The sequence below is a fragment of the Curtobacterium sp. MCSS17_008 genome (genome assembly GCF_003234185.1).
Taxonomy (GTDB): Bacteria; Actinomycetota; Actinomycetes; order Actinomycetales; family Microbacteriaceae; genus Curtobacterium.
This window is the reverse complement of the sequence record NZ_QKSM01000013.1, coordinates 61,594-82,433: the sequence shown is the minus strand read 5'-3', so window position 1 is coordinate 82,433 and position 20,840 is coordinate 61,594. Positions and strand designations below refer to the sequence as shown.

The window sequence follows — 20,840 nt, the reverse complement described above, 5'->3', positions numbered from 1 at the left end:
GGACGCGTACCTGTTCGAGCTGTGGGGTGGGTCGCTGAAGCCGCTGCAGCTCGAGGGTGACAACGCGGTCCTGACCGGCACCACGGTCCACGTGTCCGAGGACGCTGCCGGCCTGCTGAACAAGACCTTCGGCACCGACGCCGTCAAGCGCGGCATGCTCGTCGGCACCGCGACCATCACAGCCCAGATCAAGTAACACCCCCGCGGCACTCGTGCCGCACCACGCACCGGAAGGCGCCGCCCCACCACGGGGACGGCGCCTTCCGCCGTACCCGGGCGGAGTCGAGGTGAACGATCCGGCCCCCGGTCTCGTCGTCAGGGCATGGGACTCCGCACACGTACGAAGGTCGTCATCGGCACCGCCACCGGTGTCGTCGTCATCGGCGCCGTAGCCGTCATCGCCGGCCCGGTCATCTACGCGAACACGGTCAACGGCCAGGCCGCCGCAGCCCCCTCGCTGAGCGCCGCCCCCTCCGGCTCCGGCCGCACGCTCGACGCCCAGCAGGCCGACGGCACCTGGGAGAGCACGAGCAGTTCGTACGCCGGGTACCGCGTCCACGAGGTCCTGCAGGGGAATGATGTGGACGTGGTCGGTCGGACGAAGGACGTGCAGGGGACGGCGACCGTCGACGGTGGTTCGCTCACGGAGGCCACCGTCACGGTGCAGGTCGCGGAGATCACCACGGACGAGTCCGCGCGCGACGAGTACTTCCGGAGCACGGCCATGCAGACCGACCGGTACCCGACGGCGACGTTCGAGCTCACGGAACCGGTCGACGTCTCGACGGCGCTCGGCGGCAGCACGCAGGACGTCACCCTCACCGGCACGATGGACCTGCACGGTGTCGAGAAGCCCGTCACCGCCGACGCCCAGGTCGCCGTGGCCGAGGACGGCACCGTCCAGGTCGTCGGCTCGGTCCCGATCACCTTCGCCGACCACGGGGTCGAGGCCCCCTCGCTCGGCTTCGTCACCGTGGACGGGAAGGGCGCCGTCGAGTTCTCCCTCGACCTGGCGAAGTGACCGTGACGAGCCGTTCCGCCGACGAGCTGCTGGCGACGCTGTACCGCGAGCACGGCGACGCGCTCACCCGGTACGTCCGGCACCTGACGCGGGACGGCTCGACCGTCGAGGACGTCGTGCAGGAGACCATGGTCCGGGCCTGGCAGCGTCCGGCGGTGCTCGAACGGGCTCCGGACAGCGCCCGCGCCTGGCTGTTCACGGTCGCGCGGAACCTGGTCGTCGACGACGCCCGGTCCGCCAGGAACCGGCGCGAGCACGGTTCGGAGCACCCCGTGGACCGCGCCGAGGCCGACCGCACCGACGCCGTGCTCGACCGGATCGTCGTCGCGGACGCGCTGGCCTCGCTCACGCCGGAGCACCGTCGCGTGGTGGTGGACGCCTACTGGCTCGGCCACACCGTGCCGGAGATCGCACGACGGCACGACATCCCCGAGGGCACCGCGAAGTCGCGGCTGCACTACGGACTGCGGGCCCTCCGGCTCGCACTGCAGGAACGAGGAGTGACCCGATGAGCGTGGACCCGACCGCGCACGACCGGTACTCCGAGTGGGACGCCGCCTACGTGCTCGGCTCGCTGCCGCCCGACGAGCGGCTCGAGTACGAACGGCACCTCGAGACGTGCGCGCGCTGCACCGCGGCCGTCGCCGAGCTCGTCGGCCTGCCCGGCCTGCTCGCGAAGCTCCCCGCCGACCAGGCGGTCGAGATCGCGGAGCCGGACGGGAGGCACGACACCCGCTCCGAGAGCACCCTCGCCTCCGTCGCGCACCGCGTCCGGCACCGTCGGCGCCGGCGTCGCGCATGGGTCGCCGCGACCGCGGGGCTGGCGGTCGTCGCCGCCGTGCTCGGCGGCCTCGCCGTCGGCACCGCGGGTGACCGCGGACCGGTGCAGGCCGGCGGCGCACCGAGCACGTCGGCACCGGCGACCTCGGGCGAGGGCGACCGCTACACGATGACCGGTCCGCAGGGCCTCGACGTCGACCTGGCCGTGAGCGGCGAGCAGTGGGGCACGCGATTCGACTGGGGGTGCTCGTACGGGGGCAGGGAGTGGTCGTCGGACGGCTCGGTGATGTACGACCTCGTGGTGGTCCGGACCGACGGCTCCGTGCAGACCGTGGCGTCGTGGTCGGCCGCCGGGGCCGAGGCCCGCGGGCTCTCGGCGTCGACGGACATCCGCCGCGACGACATCGCCGCGGTGCAGGTCCGGCTGCGGGGCGAGCAGGGCTCCCTCGCCAGTGCCGACCTCTGACGCGCCCGCGCTCGCCCGCACGGGATGATGGTCCGGTGACCCTCGCCCGGACCGTCCTCGATGCCGTCGTCGCCGAGGTCGACCGGCTCGGCTTCCGGGCGCACGGCCTGCACGTCCTGGTGGGGGACGAGACCGCGGAGCGCCACTGGAGCCCGGACCTCCGCCGCGACGTGCACTCGGTCGCGAAGGGCGTCGTCGTCCTGGCCGTCGGGATCGCCGCGCACGACGGGGTGCTCTCGCTCGACGACCCGGTCGGCACGCTGCTGCCCGACGTCACGCTCGGACCGGGCGTGCGGGACGTGACCCTCCGGCACCTGCTCACGATGACGAGCGGCATCGACATGCCGTGGTCGCCGACGGAGACGACCGACTGGCCGGACCTCGCGCGTGCGTTCCTCGGCCGACCGACCTCCGGGCGGTCGTTCCAGTACGCGAACGCCAGCACGTACACCGCCGCCCGAGCCCTGGACGCCCGGGTCGGCGACGTCGGCGCGTACGTGCAGGACCGCCTGTTCGATCCGCTCGGCATCGACGACCTCGCATGGGACCGCTGCCCGCTCGGCCACGTCGTCACCGGCGGCGGTCTCCTGCTCCGCACCGCCGAGGTCGCTCGGGTCGGTCGGCTCCTGCGTGATCGCGGGGACCTGGACGGCCGACAGCTCGTCCCCGCCGCGGTCGTGGACGCGATGCACGACGACTGGGTGGCGGCGGGGTCGTCACCCGCGTACGACCGCTATGCCCTGGCCGGGTGGGGCGGGCCCGGCCGGCTCTGGCGGCTGCACGGGGCGTACGGGCAACTCGTGCTCCTCGACCCCGTCGCCGATGCGGTGGTGACGATCACCGCCGACGACCACGAGCGCGCCGACGCGACCGCGGCGGCCGTCGCACGGGTGCTCACCGACCTCGTGCCGGCGTGACCGCGGCGCGCTGACGCGTGGTGATCGGGTCAGTCCTCGGGCTCGGCCGGACCGAGCGCGTCGAGGACGCGGCGCGAGACGGACCGCAGGGTGTCCGCGTCGGTGCCCACGGGCCTCCAGAACAGCTGCTCGAGCGCTGCGGTGTGCGCGCGGATGCCGGCGAGCACCGCACGGCGGCCGTCGGCGGTCATCGTCACCCAGCTGCCACGGCCGTCGGTCGGGCAGTCCGCCCGCGCGACGAGTCCGCGGGCGACCATGCGGGTGACCTGGTGACTGACACGCGACTTCTCCCAGCCGATGCCCGTCGCGACGTCGCGGACGCGCAACCGGTGGTCCGGGTCGCGGTGCAGGCCGATCAGGATCTCGAACTCCGGGATCGAGATGCCGGCCCCCTGCTGCACGGCGTGGTCGAGCGCCCGGTCGAGTCGGCGCCAGACGTCGTGGAACGCGTCCCAGGTCGCCCAGTCGTGCCCCTCGCCGCCCTGCTCCGCCATGCCCGCCAGCGTAGCCAGCAGGTGGTGTCCGGAGCACCGGGATCATCCGTTCGGCTGACTCCACGGCGGCACACGGCGCGCTCAGAGGTCACGTCGGGGGGCCGGAATACGATCACTCCATGCCGACCCCGCACCTCCGTGACTGCACCGACGACGTGGTCGCACTGGCACAGGGGTGGATCGACGCCGCCCGCGGGGTGAAGGCCGAGCCGGCCGCGGCACGGCTGGCCGAGCTGCTCGCGGACCGCCGCGGTCTCGACTTCGCGCGGGAGTTCGTCGACGCCGTCGTCCGGCCGGAGGACCCGAGGGTGGTGGCCCGGAACCTCGAGCGGGCGAGCCGCGCGGTGCCGGACGACCTGGCGTGGTACCTCCGTGGTGCGGTCACGGTCGGCGGCGGCTTCGCGACCATGGCGCCGTGGGCGATCGTGCCTTCGGCCCGGAAGGTGCTCCGGCGTCTCGCGGGTCACCTCGTCGTGGACGCCACCCCGGCCCGGACCCCGGCCGCCCTCGCGAAGCTCGGCGGCCCGGACACCCGCCTCGACGTCGACCTGCTCGGACCCGCCGTGCTCGGGCCCGCGGGCCGCGACCGCCGGCTCGCGGCGATCGACGAACTGCTCCGCCAGGACGTCGCTGCCGTGACGATCGACCTCGACGCGGTGCTGCCGCCGGCGTCGCCGTGGGACCTCGACGCCGCCGTCGCCGACGCGGTGGAGCACCTCACCCCGCTCGTCCGCACCGCCGCCGACCGTCCGACCCCGCCCGTGATCACGCTGCAGTCCGGTCGTGCACGGGACCTCGAGCGCACGGTCGCCGTCCTCCGAGCCCTGTTCGACACCGACGGAGCCGCCGGGATCACCGCGGGCGTGACGCTGCCTGCCGAGCTCCCGGAGTCGCTCGACGCCCTGCACGGCGTCACCGCCTGGGCGCAGGAACGGCGAGCCGCCGGCGGAGCGCCCGTGCGCGTCCGGATCACCAAGGGGACGCTCCTCGCCGCCGAACGGGTCGACGCCGTCCTGCACAGCCGACCGCTCGCCGTCACCGCAGACCGGCTGACGACCGACACCGCGTACCTGCGGCTCCTCGACACGGCGATCGACCCCGAGCGCACGGACGCCGTGCACGTCGGCGTCGCCACGCACGACCTCTTCGCGCTCGCCACCGCGCACGTCCTCGCCGACCGGCGCGGGGTGGCCGACGCCGTCGAGCCCGAGGTGCTCCTCGGCACCACCCGGTACGCCGACGCCCTCCGCGGCGCGTTCGGACGGGTCGTCGTGGGCGTGCCGCTCGTCCGGCCGGACGAGTTCGACGCCGCCGTGCCCTTCCTCGCCGGACGCCTGCGCGAGATCGCCGACCCGCAGAGCGCCGCCGCGACGACCACCACCGTCGACGACCCGGCCGTCGCGGACCGCGCGGTCGCCGCACACGTCGACGCCGTCGCGGCCCTCGTCCGACCGGCCCCCACCACGACGCGGACCCAGGACCGTCGCCAGCCGCCCGGCGACCCGGTGCTGCTCGCGCGCTCCGAGAACACCCCGGACACCGACCCGTCGACCCCCGGCAATCGGGCCTGGGCCGCCGAGGTGCTCGGTCGCGTCCCCGGCTCGCAGCGCGGCGTGCGGACGATCCGCGGCGCGCGGGTCACCGACCGGGGGCGCCTCGAACGCCTGGTCGCACGGACCGCGCAGGCCGGCGTGAACTGGGGCCGCCAGGACCCGGACGACCGCGCCGAGCTCTTCGACCTCATCGCCCACGCGCTCGAGACCCACCGCGGTGCCCTCGTCGAGACCATGGTCGCCGAGATCGGGTCCACCCTGACCGAGGCCGACGGCGAGGTCAGCCGCGCGGTCGACACCGCCGCGCACGCCGCCGACCGCGCGCGGCACCTCGAGGACATCGGCGGAGCGGTCCCGGTCCCGCCCCGGCTCACCGTCGTCGTGCCGTCGTGGAGCGCACCGCTCGTCGACGCCGCCGACGGTGTGCTCACCGCGCTCGCCGCGGGCAGCGGGGTCGTGCTGCACCCCGCCACAGCAGCACGCCGCTCCGTCGCGGTGTTCGCCGACGTGCTGTGGGACGCCGGGGTGCCGCACTCGCTGCTGCAGCTCGTCGACCTCGACGGCAGCGACCTCGCGCGTGACCTGGTGGCGCACCCGGCGGTGGACCGGGTCGTGCTGACCGGTGCGCCGGAGATCGCCCGTTCGTACCGGTGGTGGCGAGCCGACCTGCCGCTCGTCGCGGAGCTCACCGGTGTCGTCACCGCCGTGGTCACCCCGTCGGCGGACCTCGACCAGGCCGTGCAGGACGTCGTCGCGTCGGCCTTCGCCCGCGCCGGGCAGGCCGCGGCGTCCGTGTCGCTCCTGGTGCTCGTCGGGTCCGTCGGTGAGAGCGCGCGCTTCCGTGAGCAGCTCGCCGACGCCGTCCGCGGGCTCCGCACCGCCTGGCCGACCGACCCCACCGCACAGGTCGGGCCGCTCGTCGCCGAACCGACCGCCGCCGTGCGCACCGCGCTGACCGAGCTGCGGCCGGGGGAGTCGTGGCTCGTCGAACCCGTCGCGCTCGACGACACCGGACGCCTGTGGTCGCCCGGTGTGCGCGAGGGGGTCCGACCCACCGCCGACCTCTCGCGGACGGCAGTGCCGGCCCCCGTGCTCGACGTCGTCCGCGTGGAGACCCTCGACCAGGCGATCGCGTTGCAGCACGCCGCGGACGGCGGGTCCGTCGCCGCCCTCCACACCCTCGACCCCGACGAGGTCGCGACCTGGTCCGACCGCACCCGGGCGGGACTGCTCGTCGTGAACCGCCCGACCACGGGTGCCCGCCCCGGACGGCAGCCCGTCGGTGGGTGGCGAGGGACCGCCGTGGGGCCGACCGTGCACCGCGGCGGCCCGCTGACCGTCGTCGGCGCCGACCGGTGGGACCCGGTGCGGCGCCGACCGCACCGCAGCGTCCAGCTCCAGGGGCTCGGCAACCGTGTCACCGCGGTGATCGAGGCGGCACGCGCGGGCCTGTCCTTCGAGGAGTTCGACCACGTCCGTGCGGGTGCCGAGAGCGACGCCGCCGCGCGTGCGTCCCTGTACGGACGGTCGCGGGACACGGCGGACCTGGTCGTCGAGCGCAACGTCATCCGGTTCCGGCCACAGTCGGTGGTCGTGCGGCAGTCCTCCGGGGTCGCCGCCGGCGAGCTCGTCCGCGTGCTCGTCGCGGCGACGGCGGCCCGGGCGCACGTGCTCCTCAGCACCGCGCGACCGCTGCCCGCCGAGCTCCTGCCGTTGTTCTCCTCGGCGCGTTCACCGCTCGACGTCGTGGACCAGGTGGTCGAGGACGACGCGACCTTCCTGGCACGCGCTGCGTCGGGCGCCCTGCTGCAGGACGACTGGTCGGACGGCGTGGAGCGCGAACTCGACCCCATCGACCTGGTGCTCGCGCAGGGGGCGGAACCGCGACGCCACACGGACTTCGGCGGTCCCGGTTCCCGGATCCGGCTGCTCGGCGGTGACCCGCGCGCGCTCGAGGCAGCCCTGGGGGCCGGCACCGAGACGACCATCCACGACGATCCCGTGGTGGAGTCCGGCATCGTCGAGATGCTGCACTTCCTCCGCGAGCAGACCGTCTCGGTCACCGCGCAGCGGCACGGCGACGTCTCGACCGCCTTCAGCCGACTGCGGCTCTGAGGGATCGACGCGGCGAGCGGCGTAGCGTCCGGGGCATGAACGCACGAGCGAACGACGACGAGGTCCAGACCGCCCCGGTGATGGACGGTGCCACGGAAGCGACGAACGAGGAGAAGCTCTCCGGCCTCGTGGAGCAGGTCGAGCACGACCACGGAGCGGAGGGGGCCGGCGAGATGGCCGACCACCTGCGTGACCGGATGGACGAGACCGGCGTCGAGGACGAACAGCCGAACGACGAGGTCGAGTAGCGAGCGGGTGCGGTCAGCGTCGGCCGGTGCGTCCCCGCCCCGTGCCGACGAGACCGACCTCGAGCGCCGTCAGGAGCACGGCGACCACGAGCTGCCGTACCGCGAAGCCGCGAGCCCGCGGGTCGAGCGCGATGAGCGGCACCATCGTGACGCCGTGCGTCGCGTCGACGGCCGCGCCGAGGACGTGCGCCTCCGGCGAACCCGCACGGGTGAGCAGTCCGGCCTGCACGAGCTGCCGGACCCCGAGCACCCGGCCGAACACGGCGACCCGCCCCGTCGAACCGCGCGAGGCGAGCAGGTGTGCGACGCCGATGCCTGCTCGCAGCGCCTCGACCCGACGCGCGCGGTGCCGGCGGTCCTGACGGTCGCGGCGGCTCACCGGCGCTTCCCCGCGGCGAGGGCGAGCGCACCGGCGGCGCCGAGCGCTGCACCGATGATGCCGTTGCCGAGTCGGCGGTGCTCCACCCACCAGGTCTGCGGCGACCAGGCGTGTGCCGCGTCATCGAAGACACCGTGCGCGCCGTGGTCTCCCGGTACCGGCTCGTACAGGTTCGTCGGCAGGGACTCGCCGTCCTTCTGCTCCGCCTGCTGGCCGCTCACGAGGGTCTTCGCCGCGTACCAGTCCGCGAAGCGTCCGCTGATCCGGTTGCCGAGGATCGTGTAGACCGTCGATTCACCCACCCACGTGCGGCGGCGGGGGCGTTCGGCGGTGGCGGCGATCGCGCGGGCGCCGACCTCGGGCTGGTAGATCGGTGCGACAGGCTGCGGGTGGTGCGGCAGCAGCGACTTCACCCAGTTGAACTGGATCGTGTTGAGCGCCGGCATGTCCACCCGGCTCACGGCGACCTTGCTCCCCTGCGCGGTGAGTTCGGAGACGACCGACTCCGTGAAGCCGACGATGGCGTGCTTCGCGCTGCAGTAGGCGGCCTGCAGCGGGATGCCGCGGAAGCCGAGTGCGGACCCGACCTGGATCACGTGGCCGCGGTCGCGGGGGACCATGCGCGAGAGCGCCGCGCGGGTGCCGTGCACGAAGCCGAGGAAGTTGACGTCGAGGCCGCGCTCGAAGTCCTCGGGCTCGGTGTCCATGAAGCGCCCGAAGACCCCGACCATCACGCAGTTCACCCAGAGGTCGATCGGACCGAGCTCCTGTTCGACGCGGTCGGCTGCGGACTCGACGGCCTGACGGTCGGCGACGTCGGCGACGAGCGCGAGTCCGCGGCGTCCGGCCGCCTCGACCTCGGCGACCGCGGCGTCGACCCCGTCCCGGCCCCGGGCGAGGACGGCGACGTCCCACCCCCGTGCCGCGAGCTCGCGGACGGTCGCCCGCCCCAGCCCTGCCGAACCACCGGTCACCACTGCCACGCGCGTCATGATCCCGTTCTACGCAGAGCCGTGCCGTCGCCACTCAGCCGCTGTCCCCCGGAACGCCGCACGACGGGGAGCATGATGGGGCCGTGGAGACGCGCGACGAGGTCACGGCCGAGGAGGCTCCGCCCGGCTGGGTCCTGAGCACGCCGACGCGGTTCCGCGAGGTCTGGGACCTCCCGCTGCTCGCGCTCGTCCTCGCCGGGGTGACCGTGGTGGTCGGCGCGGCCTTCGGGGACCTGCTCGCGCTCGTCACCGGTGTCGTGACGGCCGTCATCGTGGCGGCCGGTGCGGTCGCGTTGTTCGTCACCGCGAGGCGCGCCTACGTCGAGCAGACGTGGGGTGCCTCGTGGGACCTGCACCGCACCCGGGTCGTCGTCGGGGTGACGGCGGGGGCGGTCGTGATGGTCGGGAGCCTCGTCGTCGGCATCCTCTTCGCGACGGTGATCGGCACCATCGGTGCCGTCGCGCAGATCAAGGGGTTCGCCCGTTCCGTCCCCCGGTTCGACCACTCGGCGGTCGCCTCGGCGTTCCTCGCCGTCACCGGGGCGTGCGTCGTCCTCGTCGTGCTCGGACTGGCGCTGCCCGAACAGCCCGTGCTCCCGGGGTGGCGTGCGGCCGTCTGGGTCGGCGGAGCGGGAGCCTTCGCGGTCTTCGCTGCCGTGCTGGCGCTCGTGAGCGCCCGCCGTGCGGCCGCGGCCCCGCTGGAGTGACCGCCGCGTCTCGCCGTCAGTCGGACGACCGCCGCCGCGCGGTCGCCAGGTGCGAGCGCACGTGCAGCAGCACCGGCGCCTCGTGCGGCGCCTGCGGGAGCGCCCCGAGCGAGAACGACTCGACGACGTCCGGGCCGAACAGCACGCACACCGAGGACCCGCCGAACTGGAAGTACCCGAGCTCGTCGCCCTTGCCGATCCGCGCGCCGGGTTCGATCCCGTCGCCGATCACGCACGACGACACGTCCGACATCCCGATGAACACGACCGCGATCGTGCCGATAGCCGGGTCGTCCGCGTCGATGAGCACGATCGCACGGGTCGCGACGTGCGCCAGGTACCCCTGCGACAGCGTCGGCTCGGCGGCCTCGGGACCCTGGGACGAGGCCTCGGAGTAGTACGTCCCCGGCTCGACCCAGGCGCGCAGCACGGTCCCGCTCGCCGGGCTGTGCCAGCGGTGGTAGTCGAGGGCGCTGAGGAACGCCTGCCACACGGTGCCGTCGACGAACAGGTCGGCGGTCTCGTCGCCGGCGAGCAACTCCTCGACCGAGTACGGCTCGGCCTTCGCCCAGAACTCGTCGAGGCGGTGGACCCGACTGGCGATCCGGTACGGGGTGGCCTCGCAGGGGCTCACCACGACGGCGTCGTCGTCGGGTTCGGCGAGCGGGCGCTCGCCGTCCTTGAAGCGCCGGGTGAAGAAGTCGTTCCACGACCCGAAGCCCCAGTGCTCGTCGTCCGGGTCGTGCTCGAACTGGTCCATGCCGACCGCCCGCCGTGCGGCGTCGCTCCGCCAGCCCGAGGGTGCGTCGACCAGGACCTCGAGGGACTTGTCGCTCGACAGGAAGTCGCACCAGCCCTGCAGGATCGCCCGGAGCGCCTCGTTGACCCGCGGGTCACGGTAGAACGCGAACCCCGCGGGCGTGGCCTTCGTCCAGTCGAGCACGCCGTCGAGCGGCGTCATGACCATCTGGTCGTCGCTGTACTCGGGCGCGGTCGTGATGACCTCGTCGACCAGCTCGAGCAGTTCCCCGAACGACCCGAGGTGCCGCTCCTCGTACTGCCGACCGACGGGGACCTGCTCGATCATCTGGTGCGCGTGCATGCGCAGGACGGGGTCGCCCTCGACGAGGTCTCGGAACGCGGACACCGCCGGGTGCAGCGCGCGGTCGGGGTCGCGCTCCTGGTGACGCTCGCGGCGGCCGCGGAGCCACGCCTCGAGCCCGCTCTGGTCCTGCGGGAGCCATCCCGCGCGGCGTCGGACGTCCTGCTGCTGCGCTCCACCGGTCACGCGGTGGACGCTACCCACCGCTCGCCGCGACGCGTCCCAGTGGCCGCACCACGGCCTCCCGGCAGCCGCCGGTCAGCGCCCGCGACCGAACCGGGTCGTCACCCCGGGCGAGTAGAGCACGGAGTCCGGCTCGAGCTCGGTCAGCCCGAACGGCAGCCCCGCCGCCGCGACCAGGTCGTCGCGCAGCGTGACGAGGGACGCGCGGTGCAGCGGCCACGACCCGTGCTCGTTCGGCCAGTACCGGGTCGCCCCCGCACGCCGCACGTGCATGCCCCACCGCGCGGTCAGGAAGGTCTCGAGCGGGGTCGGCTCGTCGACCGCCGGCCCGACCCGCACGTCGAAGGTGGACCGCAGGTGCGTCCCGTGCCGACGCATCGCGTAGCCGACCCGGTCGTCGACCTTCCGGACCGCGGCGTGCGCCCACCAGTACGGCAGACCGGTCGCCACGCGTGCGCCGACGGTCGGCAGGAGCTTGCCGGCGTCGAGCGACAGGAACGCGACGCCCCGCCGGCCGTGGTCGTCGCGCGTGTAGACCCGCACGTTGACCTCGACGAAGTCGCCCACGCTGCCGGCCCGGCCCAGCCGTCCGAGCGGTGGGAAGCGCGTGTCGGTGAAGCGGAACCCGATCAGGCCGACCCACGTGGTCGCACCGTCGTCGGTCCCGTCGGGTGCCATCGTGTCCGGGTACGCCCCGGCGGGCAGCAGCGGCGCCACGGCCGACACGTCCACACGCCAGTGCACGAAGACCACGTCGAGCCAGTCCTGCGAGATCCAGGGGCGGCCCCGCAGCGGCGGTGCCACGGGCGAGACGGACGGGAGGCCCGGCTCGGCCCCGTCCCGCCGGCTCGCGGTCACGAGCCGCTCGTGTCGTCGGTGCGCGCCGCCTCCGGCACGTCGTCCCACCCGGTCTGCGGGGTCGCGCAGGTCCCGCGGAACACGTACTGCGACGGGCGCTTCCGTTCGTTCGACACCCAGTCGATGGCGGGTCGTCGCCGCTCCGGCGGCAGGTACCCGATCCGGTACACGGCCATCAGCTCGAGCTCCGGCGGGACCGCGAGGAGCTCCTCGACCTCGGCCCAGGCCTCCTCGATCTCCATCGGGAAGGACACGAACTGGATCCCCAGCCCGAGCTCGGTCGTCGCGAGCCAGACGTTCTCCATCGCTGCGCCCATGCTGAACACGGAGTAGAAGGCGTTGCGCGCCTCCTTCCGGTACTCGTCGCGGTCGAGCATCACGCCGAGCAGCAGCGGTGACCCGGCGACGAGCTTTCGGTTCTCCTCACCGAGGGTCTGCGGCACCCGGAGCGTGTTCATGAGCAGCTGCCCGCGCTTCGTGAACACCTGCTTCGTGAAGGGCTTGAGCGGCCCGGGCAGCTTGTCGAACAGCATCCCGTCGCGGCGCTCGTCCATCTCGGCCTGCGAGAACCGGAAGTACGGGCGGTACCGCTCGAAGAACGACCCCTCGGCCATCGTCTGCGTCATCGACCGGCCGCTGATGTCGGCGATGCGGTCGATGGTGTCCCGCTCCTCGACGATGACGAAGCGCCACGGCTGGCTGTTCAGCTGCGAGGGCGCGCGTCCGGCGAGCTCGATGAGCAGTCGCTGGTGCTCCTCGGACACCGGGTCGGGCAGGAACGCCCCGTTGGTCGTGCGCCGGCGTCGGATGGCCTCGAAGAGCTCCACTGCTTCCCTCGTGTCTCGTCGTCGCGGTCAGCGCCGCGCGAGCAGCGCCCCCAGGTAGGACGGTGCGGCGGCGACCGCGACTCTCCAGTGTGCTCCGGAGCGGGGGTTCGTGCGTGGAGCGAGTGCGAGGGGGACGAGCGCGGGCAGCAGGAAGAGCGCGGAGCGGTCACGGGTCCAGGCCGGGGTGGTCGCGGCGACACCGGTGAGGGTCGCGGTCACGACGAAGAGCCCGTGGTGCACGACGCGGAGCTTCTTCGTGCGGATGAGGCGCACCGCGACAGCGGTGCCCCAGAGGCAGTTGGCCAGGTACGCCACGGCGGCGGCGGTGACCAGCCGGCGGGCCGCCGGCGGTCGGACGGGAGGCGCGCCGTGCCTCCCGGCTGTCGTCCTGCGTCCCACGGAGGCGACCCTACGCACTCCGGTCAGGCGGACTCTCGGGAGACGAGCTTCGACAGCACGATCGCGCTGCGGGTGTGGTCGACCTGCGGTGCGAGGCGCACCCGGTCGAGTGCGAGTTCGAGCGCCGGCAGGTCCCGCGACCGCATGTGCACGACGGCGTCGGCGCTGCCCGTGACGGTCCCGGCGTCGACGACCTCGGGCACGGTGTCGAGCAGCGTGCGGAGCTCGTCGGGGGAGACCGTGCCGCGGCAGTAGAGCTCGACCCAGGCCTCGGTGCCGCGGTCCTCCACGGCGGGGTCGACCTTGATCGTGAACCCCTGGATGACCCCGTCGGCGACGAGCCGGTCGACGCGACGCTTCACGGCGGACGCCGAGAGTCCGACCACCGACCCGATGTCGCCGTAGCCGGCCCGGGCGTTCTCCCGGAGCTGGTCCAGGATGCGGTGGTCGAGTGTGTCCATCGACGAACATGGTACGCGGGGTTCTTGCGAGTCAGGTGGGTCCGACGCAGGAATCGTGCGTCACCCGAACGGGTGCCACGCGCTCGCGCGCCGGGTACTGCACCGACCGGACCGTTCGTGTCAGACTGCTGCTGGCGTCGACCTGGTCCGCTGCGGTGAGTGAGCCTGCGTCTCACCGGAGTGCTTCACCCGTGGTGGTTCCTGGCAGGCTCGGGCCAGAAGTCCCAGGAGGACTGATGTCGAACACCGCAACCGAACCGCAGGCAGCACCGGCCCGTGTCGCCACGAAGCGCACGATCCTCATGTGCAAGCCGACGCACTACACGGTGAGCTACCGGATCAACCCGTGGATGCACCCCGAGGAGCCGACGGACACCTCGAAGGCCGTCGAGCAGTGGCAGTCCCTCGTCGACGTCTACGAGCAGCTCGGCTTCGACATCTCGTACATCGAGCCGATCGAGGGCCTGCCCGACATGGTCTACGCGGCCAACGGCGGTTTCGTGCTGGACGGCGTCGCCTACGGCGCCAAGTTCCAGTACCCCGAGCGCCAGCCCGAGGGCCCCGCGTACATGGACTGGTTCCGCAGCGCCGGCCTCGAGGTCGCCGAGCCCGAGGAGACCAACGAGGGCGAGGGTGACTTCCTGCTCGTCGGCGACACGATCTTCGCCGGCACCGGGTTCCGCTCCGACAGCACCTCGCACGAGGAGCTGGCCCGTGTGTACGGCCGCGAGGTCGTCACCCTGAAGCTCATCAACCCGAGCTTCTACCACCTCGACACCGCCATCGCCGTGCTCGACCCGGAGCCCGCGGCGGACGGCACCTCGAACATCGCCTACCTCGAGAGCGCCTTCGACGAGCCCTCGCTCGCGATCCTGCGCGAGCGCTTCCCGGACGCGATCATCGCGACCGAGGAGGACGCCGCGATCCTCGGCCTCAACTCGTACTCCGACGGCTACAACGTCGTGATCGCCTCGCGCGCGGTGCGGTTCGCGGAACAGCTGCGCGAGAAGGGCTACAACCCGATCGGCGTCGACCTGTCCGAGCTCCTGCTCGGCGGCGGCGGCGTGAAGTGCTGCACGCTCGACCTGCACCCCGTCGGCACCGGCACCTCGGTCGCGCGGTAGCCATGAGCACCGCGACCGGCGCCGGCACCCCCGCGGGGACCGGCGCGCTCGGTGCTGCCACGGCAGCCGCGCTCGCCGTCGAGGACCACTCCCTCGCCCACAACTACAGCCCCCTGCCGGTCGTCATCGCGTCCGGCGACGGCGCATGGGTGACGGACGTCGACGGCAAGCGCTACCTGGACGGCCTCGCCGCGTACTCCGCGGTGAACTTCGGCCACGGCAACCCCCGGCTGCTCGACGCCGCACGGGCCCAACTCGACCGGGTGACCCTGACGAGCCGCGCGTTCGTCAACGACCGGCTCGGGCCGTTCGCGGAGTCGCTCGCCGCGCTGACCGGCACCGACCTCGTCCTGCCGATGAACACCGGGGCCGAGGCCGTCGAGTCCGCGATCAAGGTGTCCCGCGCCTGGGGCTACCGGGTGAAGGGCGTGCCGGCCGGCCAGGCCACGATCGTGGTCGCCTCGGGGAACTTCCACGGTCGGACCACGACCATCGTGTCGTTCTCCGACGACCCCTCCGCACGCGACGACTTCGGGCCGTACACGCCGGGCTTCCGGACAGTGCCGTACGGTGACGCGTCCGCGCTCCGAGAAGCGATGGACGAGACCGTCGTCGCCGTGCTGCTCGAGCCGATCCAGGGCGAGGGCGGGGTCGTCATCCCGCCGGAGTCCTACCTGCCCGAGGTGCGCAGGATCTGTGACGAGTTCGTCGCACTGTTCGTCGCCGACGAGATCCAGTCCGGGCTCGGCCGCACCGGGCACACCCTCGCGGTGCAGCGCGTCGGCGTCCGACCCGACCTGATCACGCTCGGCAAGGCGCTCGGAGGCGGCATCGTCCCGGTGTCCGCCGTCGTCGGCTCGCGGGAGGTGCTCGGTGTCCTCCGTCCCGGCGAGCACGGCTCGACGTTCGGCGGCAACCCGCTCGCGGCGGCCGTCGGGGCCGAGGTCGTCGCGATGCTCAGCGAGGGCACGTTCCAGCAGCGGGCGCTCGACGGCGAACCGTTGCTCCGGGGCCTGCTCGACGAGCTCGTCGGGCACGGGGTCGTGTCGCACCGGGTCGCCGGGCTCTGGGCGGGGATCGACATCGATCCCGCGCTCGGCACCGGCAAGGAGATCGCGCACGACCTGGCCGACCGGGGCGTGCTCGTGAAGGACACCCACGGGTCGACGATCCGCTTCGCGCCGCCGCTCGTCGTCACCGACGACGAGGTCCGGCTCGCGATCGGGACCCTCGGGGAGGTGCTGGCCGCGCGGTAGGCGCGATCACCTGTCGGACGGGAGGCGCGGTGCCAGCTGGCACCGCGCCTCCCGTCCGCGCTCGATGGAGCAGCAATCGTCGGGTCAGCGTTGCCGACCCGACGATTCCTGCTCCACGAACGCCCGACTCGACCTGCGCCAGGCGCGTCAGCGCACCTGCCACCGCTCCACGAGCTGGTCCATCAGCCCGTCGAGCCGCTCGTCCGTCACCTGGCGGGACGGATCGGCGTCGAACCACGCGACGATCTCGCGCGCGCCCTGCCGGATCGACGTCGTCTGCGCGAACTCCGGCACCAGGGTCTGCACCTTCGTGTTGTCGAACACCGAGGTGTTCGCCTTGTCCCCGAGCAGGCTCGCGCCCCAGTCGGCGTCGAGCGCGTCGATCGCGTCACTCGGCACGTGCACGATCTCCAGGTCCTCGACCCCGGCCGCGGCCGCGAGTTCGTGCGCGATGCGGTCCCACGTCGGTGCCTCGTCGCCCGTGATGTGGAACGCCTCGCCGATCGCCTCGGCGCGGTCAAGCAGCCCGACGAAGCCGACGGCGAAGTCCCGCGCGTGCGTGATCGTCCACAGCGAGCTGCCGTCCCCGCACACCACGATCGGTTTGCCGGCGCGCATGCGCCCGAGCACGGTCCAGCCGCCGGAGAACGGCACGAGGGTCTCGTCGTACGTGTGCGACGGACGGATGATCGTTGTCGGGAAGTCGTCCTCCCGGTAGGCCTTCGTGAGCAGGTCCTCGCACGCGATCTTGTCCCGCGAGTACTGCCAGTACGGGTTCTTCAGCGGCGTGGACTCCGTGATCGGCAGGTGCGTGGCGGGCGTCTGGTACGCCGAGGCCGACGAGATGAACACGTACTGGTTCGTCCGGCCGGTGAACACCTCGATGTCCCGCTGCACCTGGTCGGGCGTGAAGGCCACGAAGTCGATGACGACGTCCCACCGCTGGTCGCCGACCGCCGCCTCGAGCGCGGCGCGGTCCGACACGTCGGCCTGGAGGCGCGTCACGGCATCCGGGACCGGCCGCTTGTCCGTCGCGCCCCGGTTGAGCACGGTGACGTCGAACCCCTGCTCGACGGCTTCGCGGACGCAGGCGGCGCTGATGATGCCGCTGCCGCCGATGAACAGCACGCTCGGTCCCGACATGGATGCTCCTTCGCTCCCGGCGGTGCCGCTGTGCACCGCGCCCCTGCGATCCTGCCCCTCAGTCGCTGGGTCGGGCGTCGAGGACCGCGCTGAGCGACGTCACGTCGGCCGCCCACTCAGCGGCGACGGGGTGGATCCAGCCGAGCAGGTCGAGTGCGGCGTCGAGGTCACGGCGGAGGTCGCGCTGGTGGATCGGTTCGTGGTGCGCGGCGCGGTTGCGGACGAAGTGCAGTTGCTGCATCCGAGCGCGGACCTCTCGCTGGCGTGTCAAGACGTCTGCCGGTCCGTGCGGGAAGGCACGGTGCAGCGCCGGCGTCCAGAGCGCTGTGAGGTAGCGCGACTCGACGAGGTAGCGCCAGAAGCCGAGAGACAGCTCGGCGATGACACGCCCATGGACCTCGGGCCGTCGCCTGTTCCGAGTTGCGCGTGCTCGGGCCTTGACCAGGTCGAGGCGCCCCTGCTGATCGAGCGGCACGGTGTCGAACCACGTCGGGGCACCGCGTCGAGCCGCCCAGGCTCGGAGCTCCCGGTCCAGGGAGTTGCGCGCGACGACCTCGACGATGCCGGTCAGTTCCAGGACGGCTGCCGCGGCGCGCATGTTCCACTCGTAGAGGCGGAGTGCGCTCGCCTCGTTCGGACACCGCTGCGTGTACGACCGCAGTCGCTCCGGCGTCAGGAGCGCCGAGAGATCTTGGCGAGGCATCGGCTCCCTTGTATGCTGGATGGCGAAGACCCCGGAACGATCACTGGCCTCGGCCACATCGCCGGGGTTTCGTCTTGCTCGATGGTGTCCGACTGATACTTCATCCTACCGCCAGCATGGGTGGGACCCGCTGCCGTGGGGACTACCGTCACGGGTCGGGGCGCACCGATGCGCTCCACGACAGGAGTGACACGCACATGGAGTACCGCTACCTCGGCAACTCGGGCCTCAAGGTGTCCGAGATCACCTACGGCAACTGGCTCACCCACGCATCACAGGTCGAGAACGACGCAGCCATCGCCTGCGTCCGTGCCGCGCTCGACGTCGGCATCTCGACCTTCGACACCGCCGACGTCTACGCGAACACCGGCGCCGAGACCGTCCTCGGCGAGGCCCTCAAGGGGGAGCGGCGCCAGTCGCTCGAGATCGCGACGAAGGTCTTCGGCCCCACCGGGCCGAAGGGCCACAATGACACGGGTCTGTCCCGCAAGCACATCCTCGAGTCGATCGACGGGTCGCTCGAGCGCCTGCAGACCGACTACGTGGACCTGTACCAGGCGCACCGCTACGACCACGAGACACCGCTCGAGGAGACGATGCAGGCCTTCGCCGACGTCGTGCGGCAGGGCAAGGTGCTGTACGTCGGCGTCTCGGAGTGGACGGCGGACCAGCTTCGTGCAGGGCATGCCCTCGCAGAGGACCTCGGCTTCCAGCTCATCTCGAACCAGCCGCAGTACTCGGCGCTCTGGCGGGTCATCGAGGGCGAGGTCGTCCCGACCTCGAAGGAGCTCGGCATCTCGCAGATCGTCTGGTCGCCCATCGCGCAGGGTGTGCTGACGGGCAAGTACCAGCCCGGACAGCCGCTGCCCGAGGGGTCCCGTGCCACCGACGACAAGGGCGGCGCGAAGATGATCGAGCGCTTCATGAACGACGAGGTGCTCTCGGCCGTGCAGGAGCTCAAGCCGATTGCCGACGAGCTGAGCCTGTCGATGGCGCAGCTCGCGGTGGCGTGGGTGCTGCAGAACGAGAACGTGGCGTCGGCGATCATCGGCGCCTCGCGTCCGGAGCAGGTGCACGACAACGCCGGCGCTGCCGGGGTGCAGATCCCCGCCGAGCTGATGTCCCGCATCGACGACGCCCTCGGTGGTGTCGTGGAGCGCGACCCGGCGAAGACGAACGACAGCAGCCCGAAGACCCGCGAGGCCTGAGCCCCGCCCGGCCCGGCCCGAGGGACACTGCTCCTGGGGACGCAAAAGAGCCCCTCACTCTCGTGAGGGGCTCTTCACCGTGGCTGGACACGGCATCGATCCGTGGACCTTTCGATTTTCAGTCGAACGCTCTACCAACTGAGCTATCCAGCCGTGGCGACCCTGACGGGACTTGAACCCGCGACCTCCGCCGTGACAGGGCGGCACGCTAACCAACTGCGCTACAGGGCCATGTGTTGTGTTGTGTTCGGTGTTGCTCGGTTGCTTGCTCACTCACGTGGAGTGACCCCAACGGGATTCGAACCCGTGCTGCCGCCGTGAAAGGGCGGTGTCCTAGGCCACTAAACGATAGGGCCGCAAGCTGCGCCGTGCGCTACCGATGGACAAGCATACGGATGCCCTGCGCGATGCACAAATCGAGGACCGGGAACGTGCATCCCTGGCGTGTCGCGCTGCGTTGACGAGCCCCGGATCGCTCCCCGGTTCGCCCGTCGTGGGCGGCGCGAGACCCCAACTCGGGGGTGTCCGCGCTGTGACCCCTGTTGTTACTGTTGCGGTTGTCAACAGCGCTCCGCGCGTGAGCCATGCCGGGCTGTTACGAAATCGAGACAATGTCGACTGCTTCCTCCTCCGCTCCCCGCCGCCGCGCACTCGCCGCGGCGGTCGCCGTCGTGCTCACCGCCGGCGCCCTGGTGGCCGTCGGACCGGTCTCCGCCGCCGCCGCCGCGAGTTACCCGAGCTGGTCGGACGTCGAGCAGGCCAAGGCGTCGAAGGACACCCAGCAGGCCAAGGTGCGTCAGATCGAGGCGCTGCTCGAGGACCTGACGTCGAAGGCGTCCGCCGCGCAGGCTTCGGCCGAGGCCGCCGGCACCGTCTACCAGGACGCGCAGACGAAGTACGACGCCGCGACGCTCGAGCAGCGGTCGCTGCAGGGCCAGGCGGACGACGCCGAGCGCACCGCACAGCGCTCCGAGGAGCAGGCCGGGCAGCTCGCCGCGCAGCTCGGTCGGGCGAGTGCGAACGACGTCACGACGGACATCCTCACGCACCCGTCGGACTCGGGCGACCTGCTCTACGAGCTCGGTGCGATGTCCAAGCTGTCCGAGCAGGCCGACGGCATCTACTCGCAGGCCTCGCAGGACCGCGGCGTCGCGCAGGGGCTCGCCGACCGAGCCGAGCAGGCGGAGGAGGCCCTCGGGGACCTCGCCGACGCGGCCCAGGCGAAGATGCAGGCGGCCCAGGCCGCCGCGGACCGCGCGCAGTCCGCGGTCGATGCCCAGGCCGACAACAAGGCGCGGCTCGAGGCGCAGCTCACGCTGCTCACCACGAACGCGAAGGACGTCGAGGCCGCCTACGACAAGGGCGTCGCGGCCGAGGAGGCGCGTCAGGCAGCCCTCGCGGCAGAGGCCGAGAAGGCGGCGGCCACCAACCAGGGCGGCGCCGGTGGCGGCACGCCGAACTCCTCCGGTTGGGTACGCCCCTCGGGCGGCTACCAGACGAGCCCCTACGGCTACCGCGTCGACCCCTACACGCACTACCGGGCACTGCACGCCGGCGTCGACCTCGCGCCCGCCTGCTACGCCCCGATCTACGCGGCGCACTCGGGCACGGTGACGTTCGCGGCGAACGGCGGCGGCTACGGCAACGAGGTCGTGCTCGACAACGGCGGCGGCATCTCCACCGCCTACGGGCACATCGTCGACGGCGGCATCCTCGTCTCCGTCGGGCAGCACGTCGAGGCCGGGCAGCAGATCGCGAAGATCGGCTCCACCGGCTGGTCGACGGGGTGCCACCTCCACTTCGAGACCCGGGTGAACGGTTCTGCCGTCGACCCGGTCCCCTTCATGGCAGCGCGGGGGATCTCGGTATGAGCAACAGCGCCGTCGAGAGGCCCTGAGCACGAC

At 72.6% G+C, this 20,840-nt stretch carries 21 protein-coding genes, 3 tRNA genes and 1 pseudogene; 12 read left to right on the top strand and 13 right to left on the bottom strand.

The genetic code is table 11. The features are described 5' to 3' along the window. The 5 genes and pseudogenes from DEJ23_RS15795 to DEJ23_RS12645 all read left to right on the top strand — a co-directional run. A pseudogene (locus DEJ23_RS15795) lies at window positions 1-196 on the top strand (hypothetical protein); the annotation flags it as partial. Between the two features lie 126 nt (window positions 197-322). Then, window positions 323-1,021, top strand: a complete 699-nt coding sequence (locus tag DEJ23_RS12660) for a YceI family protein (protein WP_111240610.1) — start codon at window positions 323-325, stop codon at window positions 1,019-1,021. After that, the gene (locus DEJ23_RS12655) at window positions 1,018-1,533 is read left to right on the top strand and encodes a sigma-70 family RNA polymerase sigma factor (RefSeq protein ID WP_111240609.1); all 516 of its coding nucleotides are present in this window, start codon (window positions 1,018-1,020) and stop codon (window positions 1,531-1,533) included. The genes DEJ23_RS12660 and DEJ23_RS12655 overlap by 4 nt, the downstream gene beginning before the upstream one ends. Next, the gene (locus DEJ23_RS12650; protein ID WP_111240608.1) at window positions 1,530-2,267 is read left to right on the top strand and encodes a zf-HC2 domain-containing protein; all 738 of its coding nucleotides are present in this window, start codon (window positions 1,530-1,532) and stop codon (window positions 2,265-2,267) included. The genes DEJ23_RS12655 and DEJ23_RS12650 overlap by 4 nt, the downstream gene beginning before the upstream one ends. Before the next feature lie 35 nt (window positions 2,268-2,302). Continuing rightward, a complete protein-coding gene (locus tag DEJ23_RS12645; protein ID WP_111240607.1) occupies window positions 2,303-3,184 on the top strand; it encodes a serine hydrolase in 882 nt (293 codons plus the stop codon). 29 nt (window positions 3,185-3,213) lie between these two features. Here the strand turns inward: DEJ23_RS12645 and DEJ23_RS12640 are convergent, their stop codons facing one another. Beyond that, window positions 3,214-3,678, bottom strand: coding sequence for a MarR family winged helix-turn-helix transcriptional regulator (locus DEJ23_RS12640; protein WP_111240606.1), 465 nt, complete (start codon window positions 3,676-3,678; stop codon window positions 3,214-3,216). Window positions 3,679-3,797: 119 nt separating this feature from the next. On the opposite strand from DEJ23_RS12640, the gene DEJ23_RS12635 reads away from it, so the two are divergent. Both DEJ23_RS12635 and DEJ23_RS12630 read left to right on the top strand, forming a co-directional pair. Then, entirely contained in the window at window positions 3,798-7,346 is a 3,549-nt protein-coding gene (locus DEJ23_RS12635; RefSeq protein ID WP_111240605.1) for a proline dehydrogenase family protein, read from the top strand. Window positions 7,347-7,381: 35 nt separating this feature from the next. Then, the gene (locus tag DEJ23_RS12630; protein ID WP_111240604.1) at window positions 7,382-7,594 is read left to right on the top strand and encodes a hypothetical protein; all 213 of its coding nucleotides are present in this window, start codon (window positions 7,382-7,384) and stop codon (window positions 7,592-7,594) included. Window positions 7,595-7,607: 13 nt separating this feature from the next. Here the strand turns inward: DEJ23_RS12630 and DEJ23_RS12625 are convergent, their stop codons facing one another. Continuing rightward, window positions 7,608-7,973: a hypothetical protein gene (locus DEJ23_RS12625; RefSeq protein ID WP_111240603.1), complete on the bottom strand. Its 366-nt coding sequence runs from the start codon at window positions 7,971-7,973 to the stop codon at window positions 7,608-7,610. Further along, the gene (locus DEJ23_RS12620) at window positions 7,970-8,965 is read right to left on the bottom strand and encodes an SDR family oxidoreductase (RefSeq protein ID WP_111240602.1); all 996 of its coding nucleotides are present in this window, start codon (window positions 8,963-8,965) and stop codon (window positions 7,970-7,972) included. The genes DEJ23_RS12625 and DEJ23_RS12620 overlap by 4 nt, the downstream gene beginning before the upstream one ends. An 83-nt stretch (window positions 8,966-9,048) precedes the next feature. Here DEJ23_RS12620 and DEJ23_RS12615 point away from each other — a divergent pair, with 83 nt between their 5' ends. Continuing rightward, window positions 9,049-9,672: a hypothetical protein gene (locus DEJ23_RS12615; protein WP_111240601.1), complete on the top strand. Its 624-nt coding sequence runs from the start codon at window positions 9,049-9,051 to the stop codon at window positions 9,670-9,672. 16 nt (window positions 9,673-9,688) lie between these two features. Here the strand turns inward: DEJ23_RS12615 and DEJ23_RS12610 are convergent, their stop codons facing one another. The 5 genes from DEJ23_RS12610 to DEJ23_RS12590 all read right to left on the bottom strand — a co-directional run bounded on the left by DEJ23_RS12610 (window position 9,689) and on the right by DEJ23_RS12590 (window position 13,502). Further along, entirely contained in the window at window positions 9,689-10,960 is a 1,272-nt protein-coding gene (locus tag DEJ23_RS12610; RefSeq protein ID WP_181429254.1) for a phosphatidylserine decarboxylase family protein, read from the bottom strand. Between the two features lie 72 nt (window positions 10,961-11,032). Further along, window positions 11,033-11,815, bottom strand: a complete 783-nt coding sequence (locus DEJ23_RS12605; RefSeq protein WP_111240599.1) for a YqjF family protein — start codon at window positions 11,813-11,815, stop codon at window positions 11,033-11,035. Beyond that, window positions 11,812-12,642 (bottom strand): nitroreductase family protein, encoded by an 831-nt coding sequence (locus DEJ23_RS12600; protein WP_111240598.1) that lies wholly within the window; start codon window positions 12,640-12,642, stop codon window positions 11,812-11,814. Before DEJ23_RS12600 ends, DEJ23_RS12605 begins: the two co-directional genes overlap by 4 nt. 27 nt (window positions 12,643-12,669) lie before the next feature. Further along, window positions 12,670-13,041, bottom strand: coding sequence for a hypothetical protein (locus tag DEJ23_RS12595; protein ID WP_146240299.1), 372 nt, complete (start codon window positions 13,039-13,041; stop codon window positions 12,670-12,672). Between the two features lie 23 nt (window positions 13,042-13,064). After that, window positions 13,065-13,502 carry an Lrp/AsnC family transcriptional regulator gene (locus DEJ23_RS12590; protein WP_058729711.1) on the bottom strand — a complete coding sequence of 146 codons (438 nt, stop codon included), beginning with the start codon at window positions 13,500-13,502 and terminating at the stop codon, window positions 13,065-13,067. A gap of 236 nt (window positions 13,503-13,738) precedes the next feature. On the opposite strand from DEJ23_RS12590, the gene ddaH reads away from it, so the two are divergent. Beyond that, complete coding sequence (gene ddaH, locus DEJ23_RS12585; RefSeq protein ID WP_111240596.1) at window positions 13,739-14,626, top strand: dimethylargininase; 888 nt, start codon at window positions 13,739-13,741, stop codon at window positions 14,624-14,626. A 2-nt stretch (window positions 14,627-14,628) separates the two neighbouring features. Then, window positions 14,629-15,882 carry an ornithine--oxo-acid transaminase gene (gene rocD / locus DEJ23_RS12580; protein WP_111240595.1) on the top strand — a complete coding sequence of 418 codons (1,254 nt, stop codon included), beginning with the start codon at window positions 14,629-14,631 and terminating at the stop codon, window positions 15,880-15,882. Window positions 15,883-16,029: 147 nt separating this feature from the next. On the opposite strand, the gene DEJ23_RS12575 is transcribed toward rocD, so the two are convergent. Both DEJ23_RS12575 and DEJ23_RS15790 read right to left on the bottom strand, forming a co-directional pair. Next, window positions 16,030-17,025, bottom strand: a complete 996-nt coding sequence (locus DEJ23_RS12575) for an SDR family oxidoreductase (RefSeq protein WP_111240594.1) — start codon at window positions 17,023-17,025, stop codon at window positions 16,030-16,032. Between the two features lie 58 nt (window positions 17,026-17,083). Next, window positions 17,084-17,728, bottom strand: a complete 645-nt coding sequence (locus tag DEJ23_RS15790; protein WP_181429253.1) for a hypothetical protein — start codon at window positions 17,726-17,728, stop codon at window positions 17,084-17,086. 197 nt (window positions 17,729-17,925) lie between these two features. Between DEJ23_RS15790 and DEJ23_RS12565 the strand changes: the two genes are divergently transcribed. Continuing rightward, the gene (locus tag DEJ23_RS12565; RefSeq protein WP_111240592.1) at window positions 17,926-18,936 is read left to right on the top strand and encodes an aldo/keto reductase family protein; all 1,011 of its coding nucleotides are present in this window, start codon (window positions 17,926-17,928) and stop codon (window positions 18,934-18,936) included. An 80-nt stretch (window positions 18,937-19,016) separates the two neighbouring features. Here the strand turns inward: DEJ23_RS12565 and DEJ23_RS12560 are convergent. The 3 genes from DEJ23_RS12560 to DEJ23_RS12550 all read right to left on the bottom strand — a co-directional run bounded on the left by DEJ23_RS12560 (window position 19,017) and on the right by DEJ23_RS12550 (window position 19,292). Then, a tRNA-Phe gene (locus DEJ23_RS12560) sits at window positions 19,017-19,089 on the bottom strand. A 1-nt stretch (window position 19,090) separates the two neighbouring features. Next, window positions 19,091-19,167, bottom strand: a tRNA-Asp gene (locus tag DEJ23_RS12555). A gap of 52 nt (window positions 19,168-19,219) precedes the next feature. Further along, window positions 19,220-19,292: transfer RNA gene (locus DEJ23_RS12550), tRNA-Glu, on the bottom strand. A gap of 255 nt (window positions 19,293-19,547) precedes the next feature. On the opposite strand from DEJ23_RS12550, the gene DEJ23_RS12545 reads away from it, so the two are divergent. Further along, on the top strand, window positions 19,548-20,807 hold the full coding sequence (locus DEJ23_RS12545; protein ID WP_111240591.1) for a M23 family metallopeptidase: 1,260 nt from the start codon (window positions 19,548-19,550) through the stop codon (window positions 20,805-20,807). Window positions 20,808-20,840 lie beyond the last annotated feature (33 nt).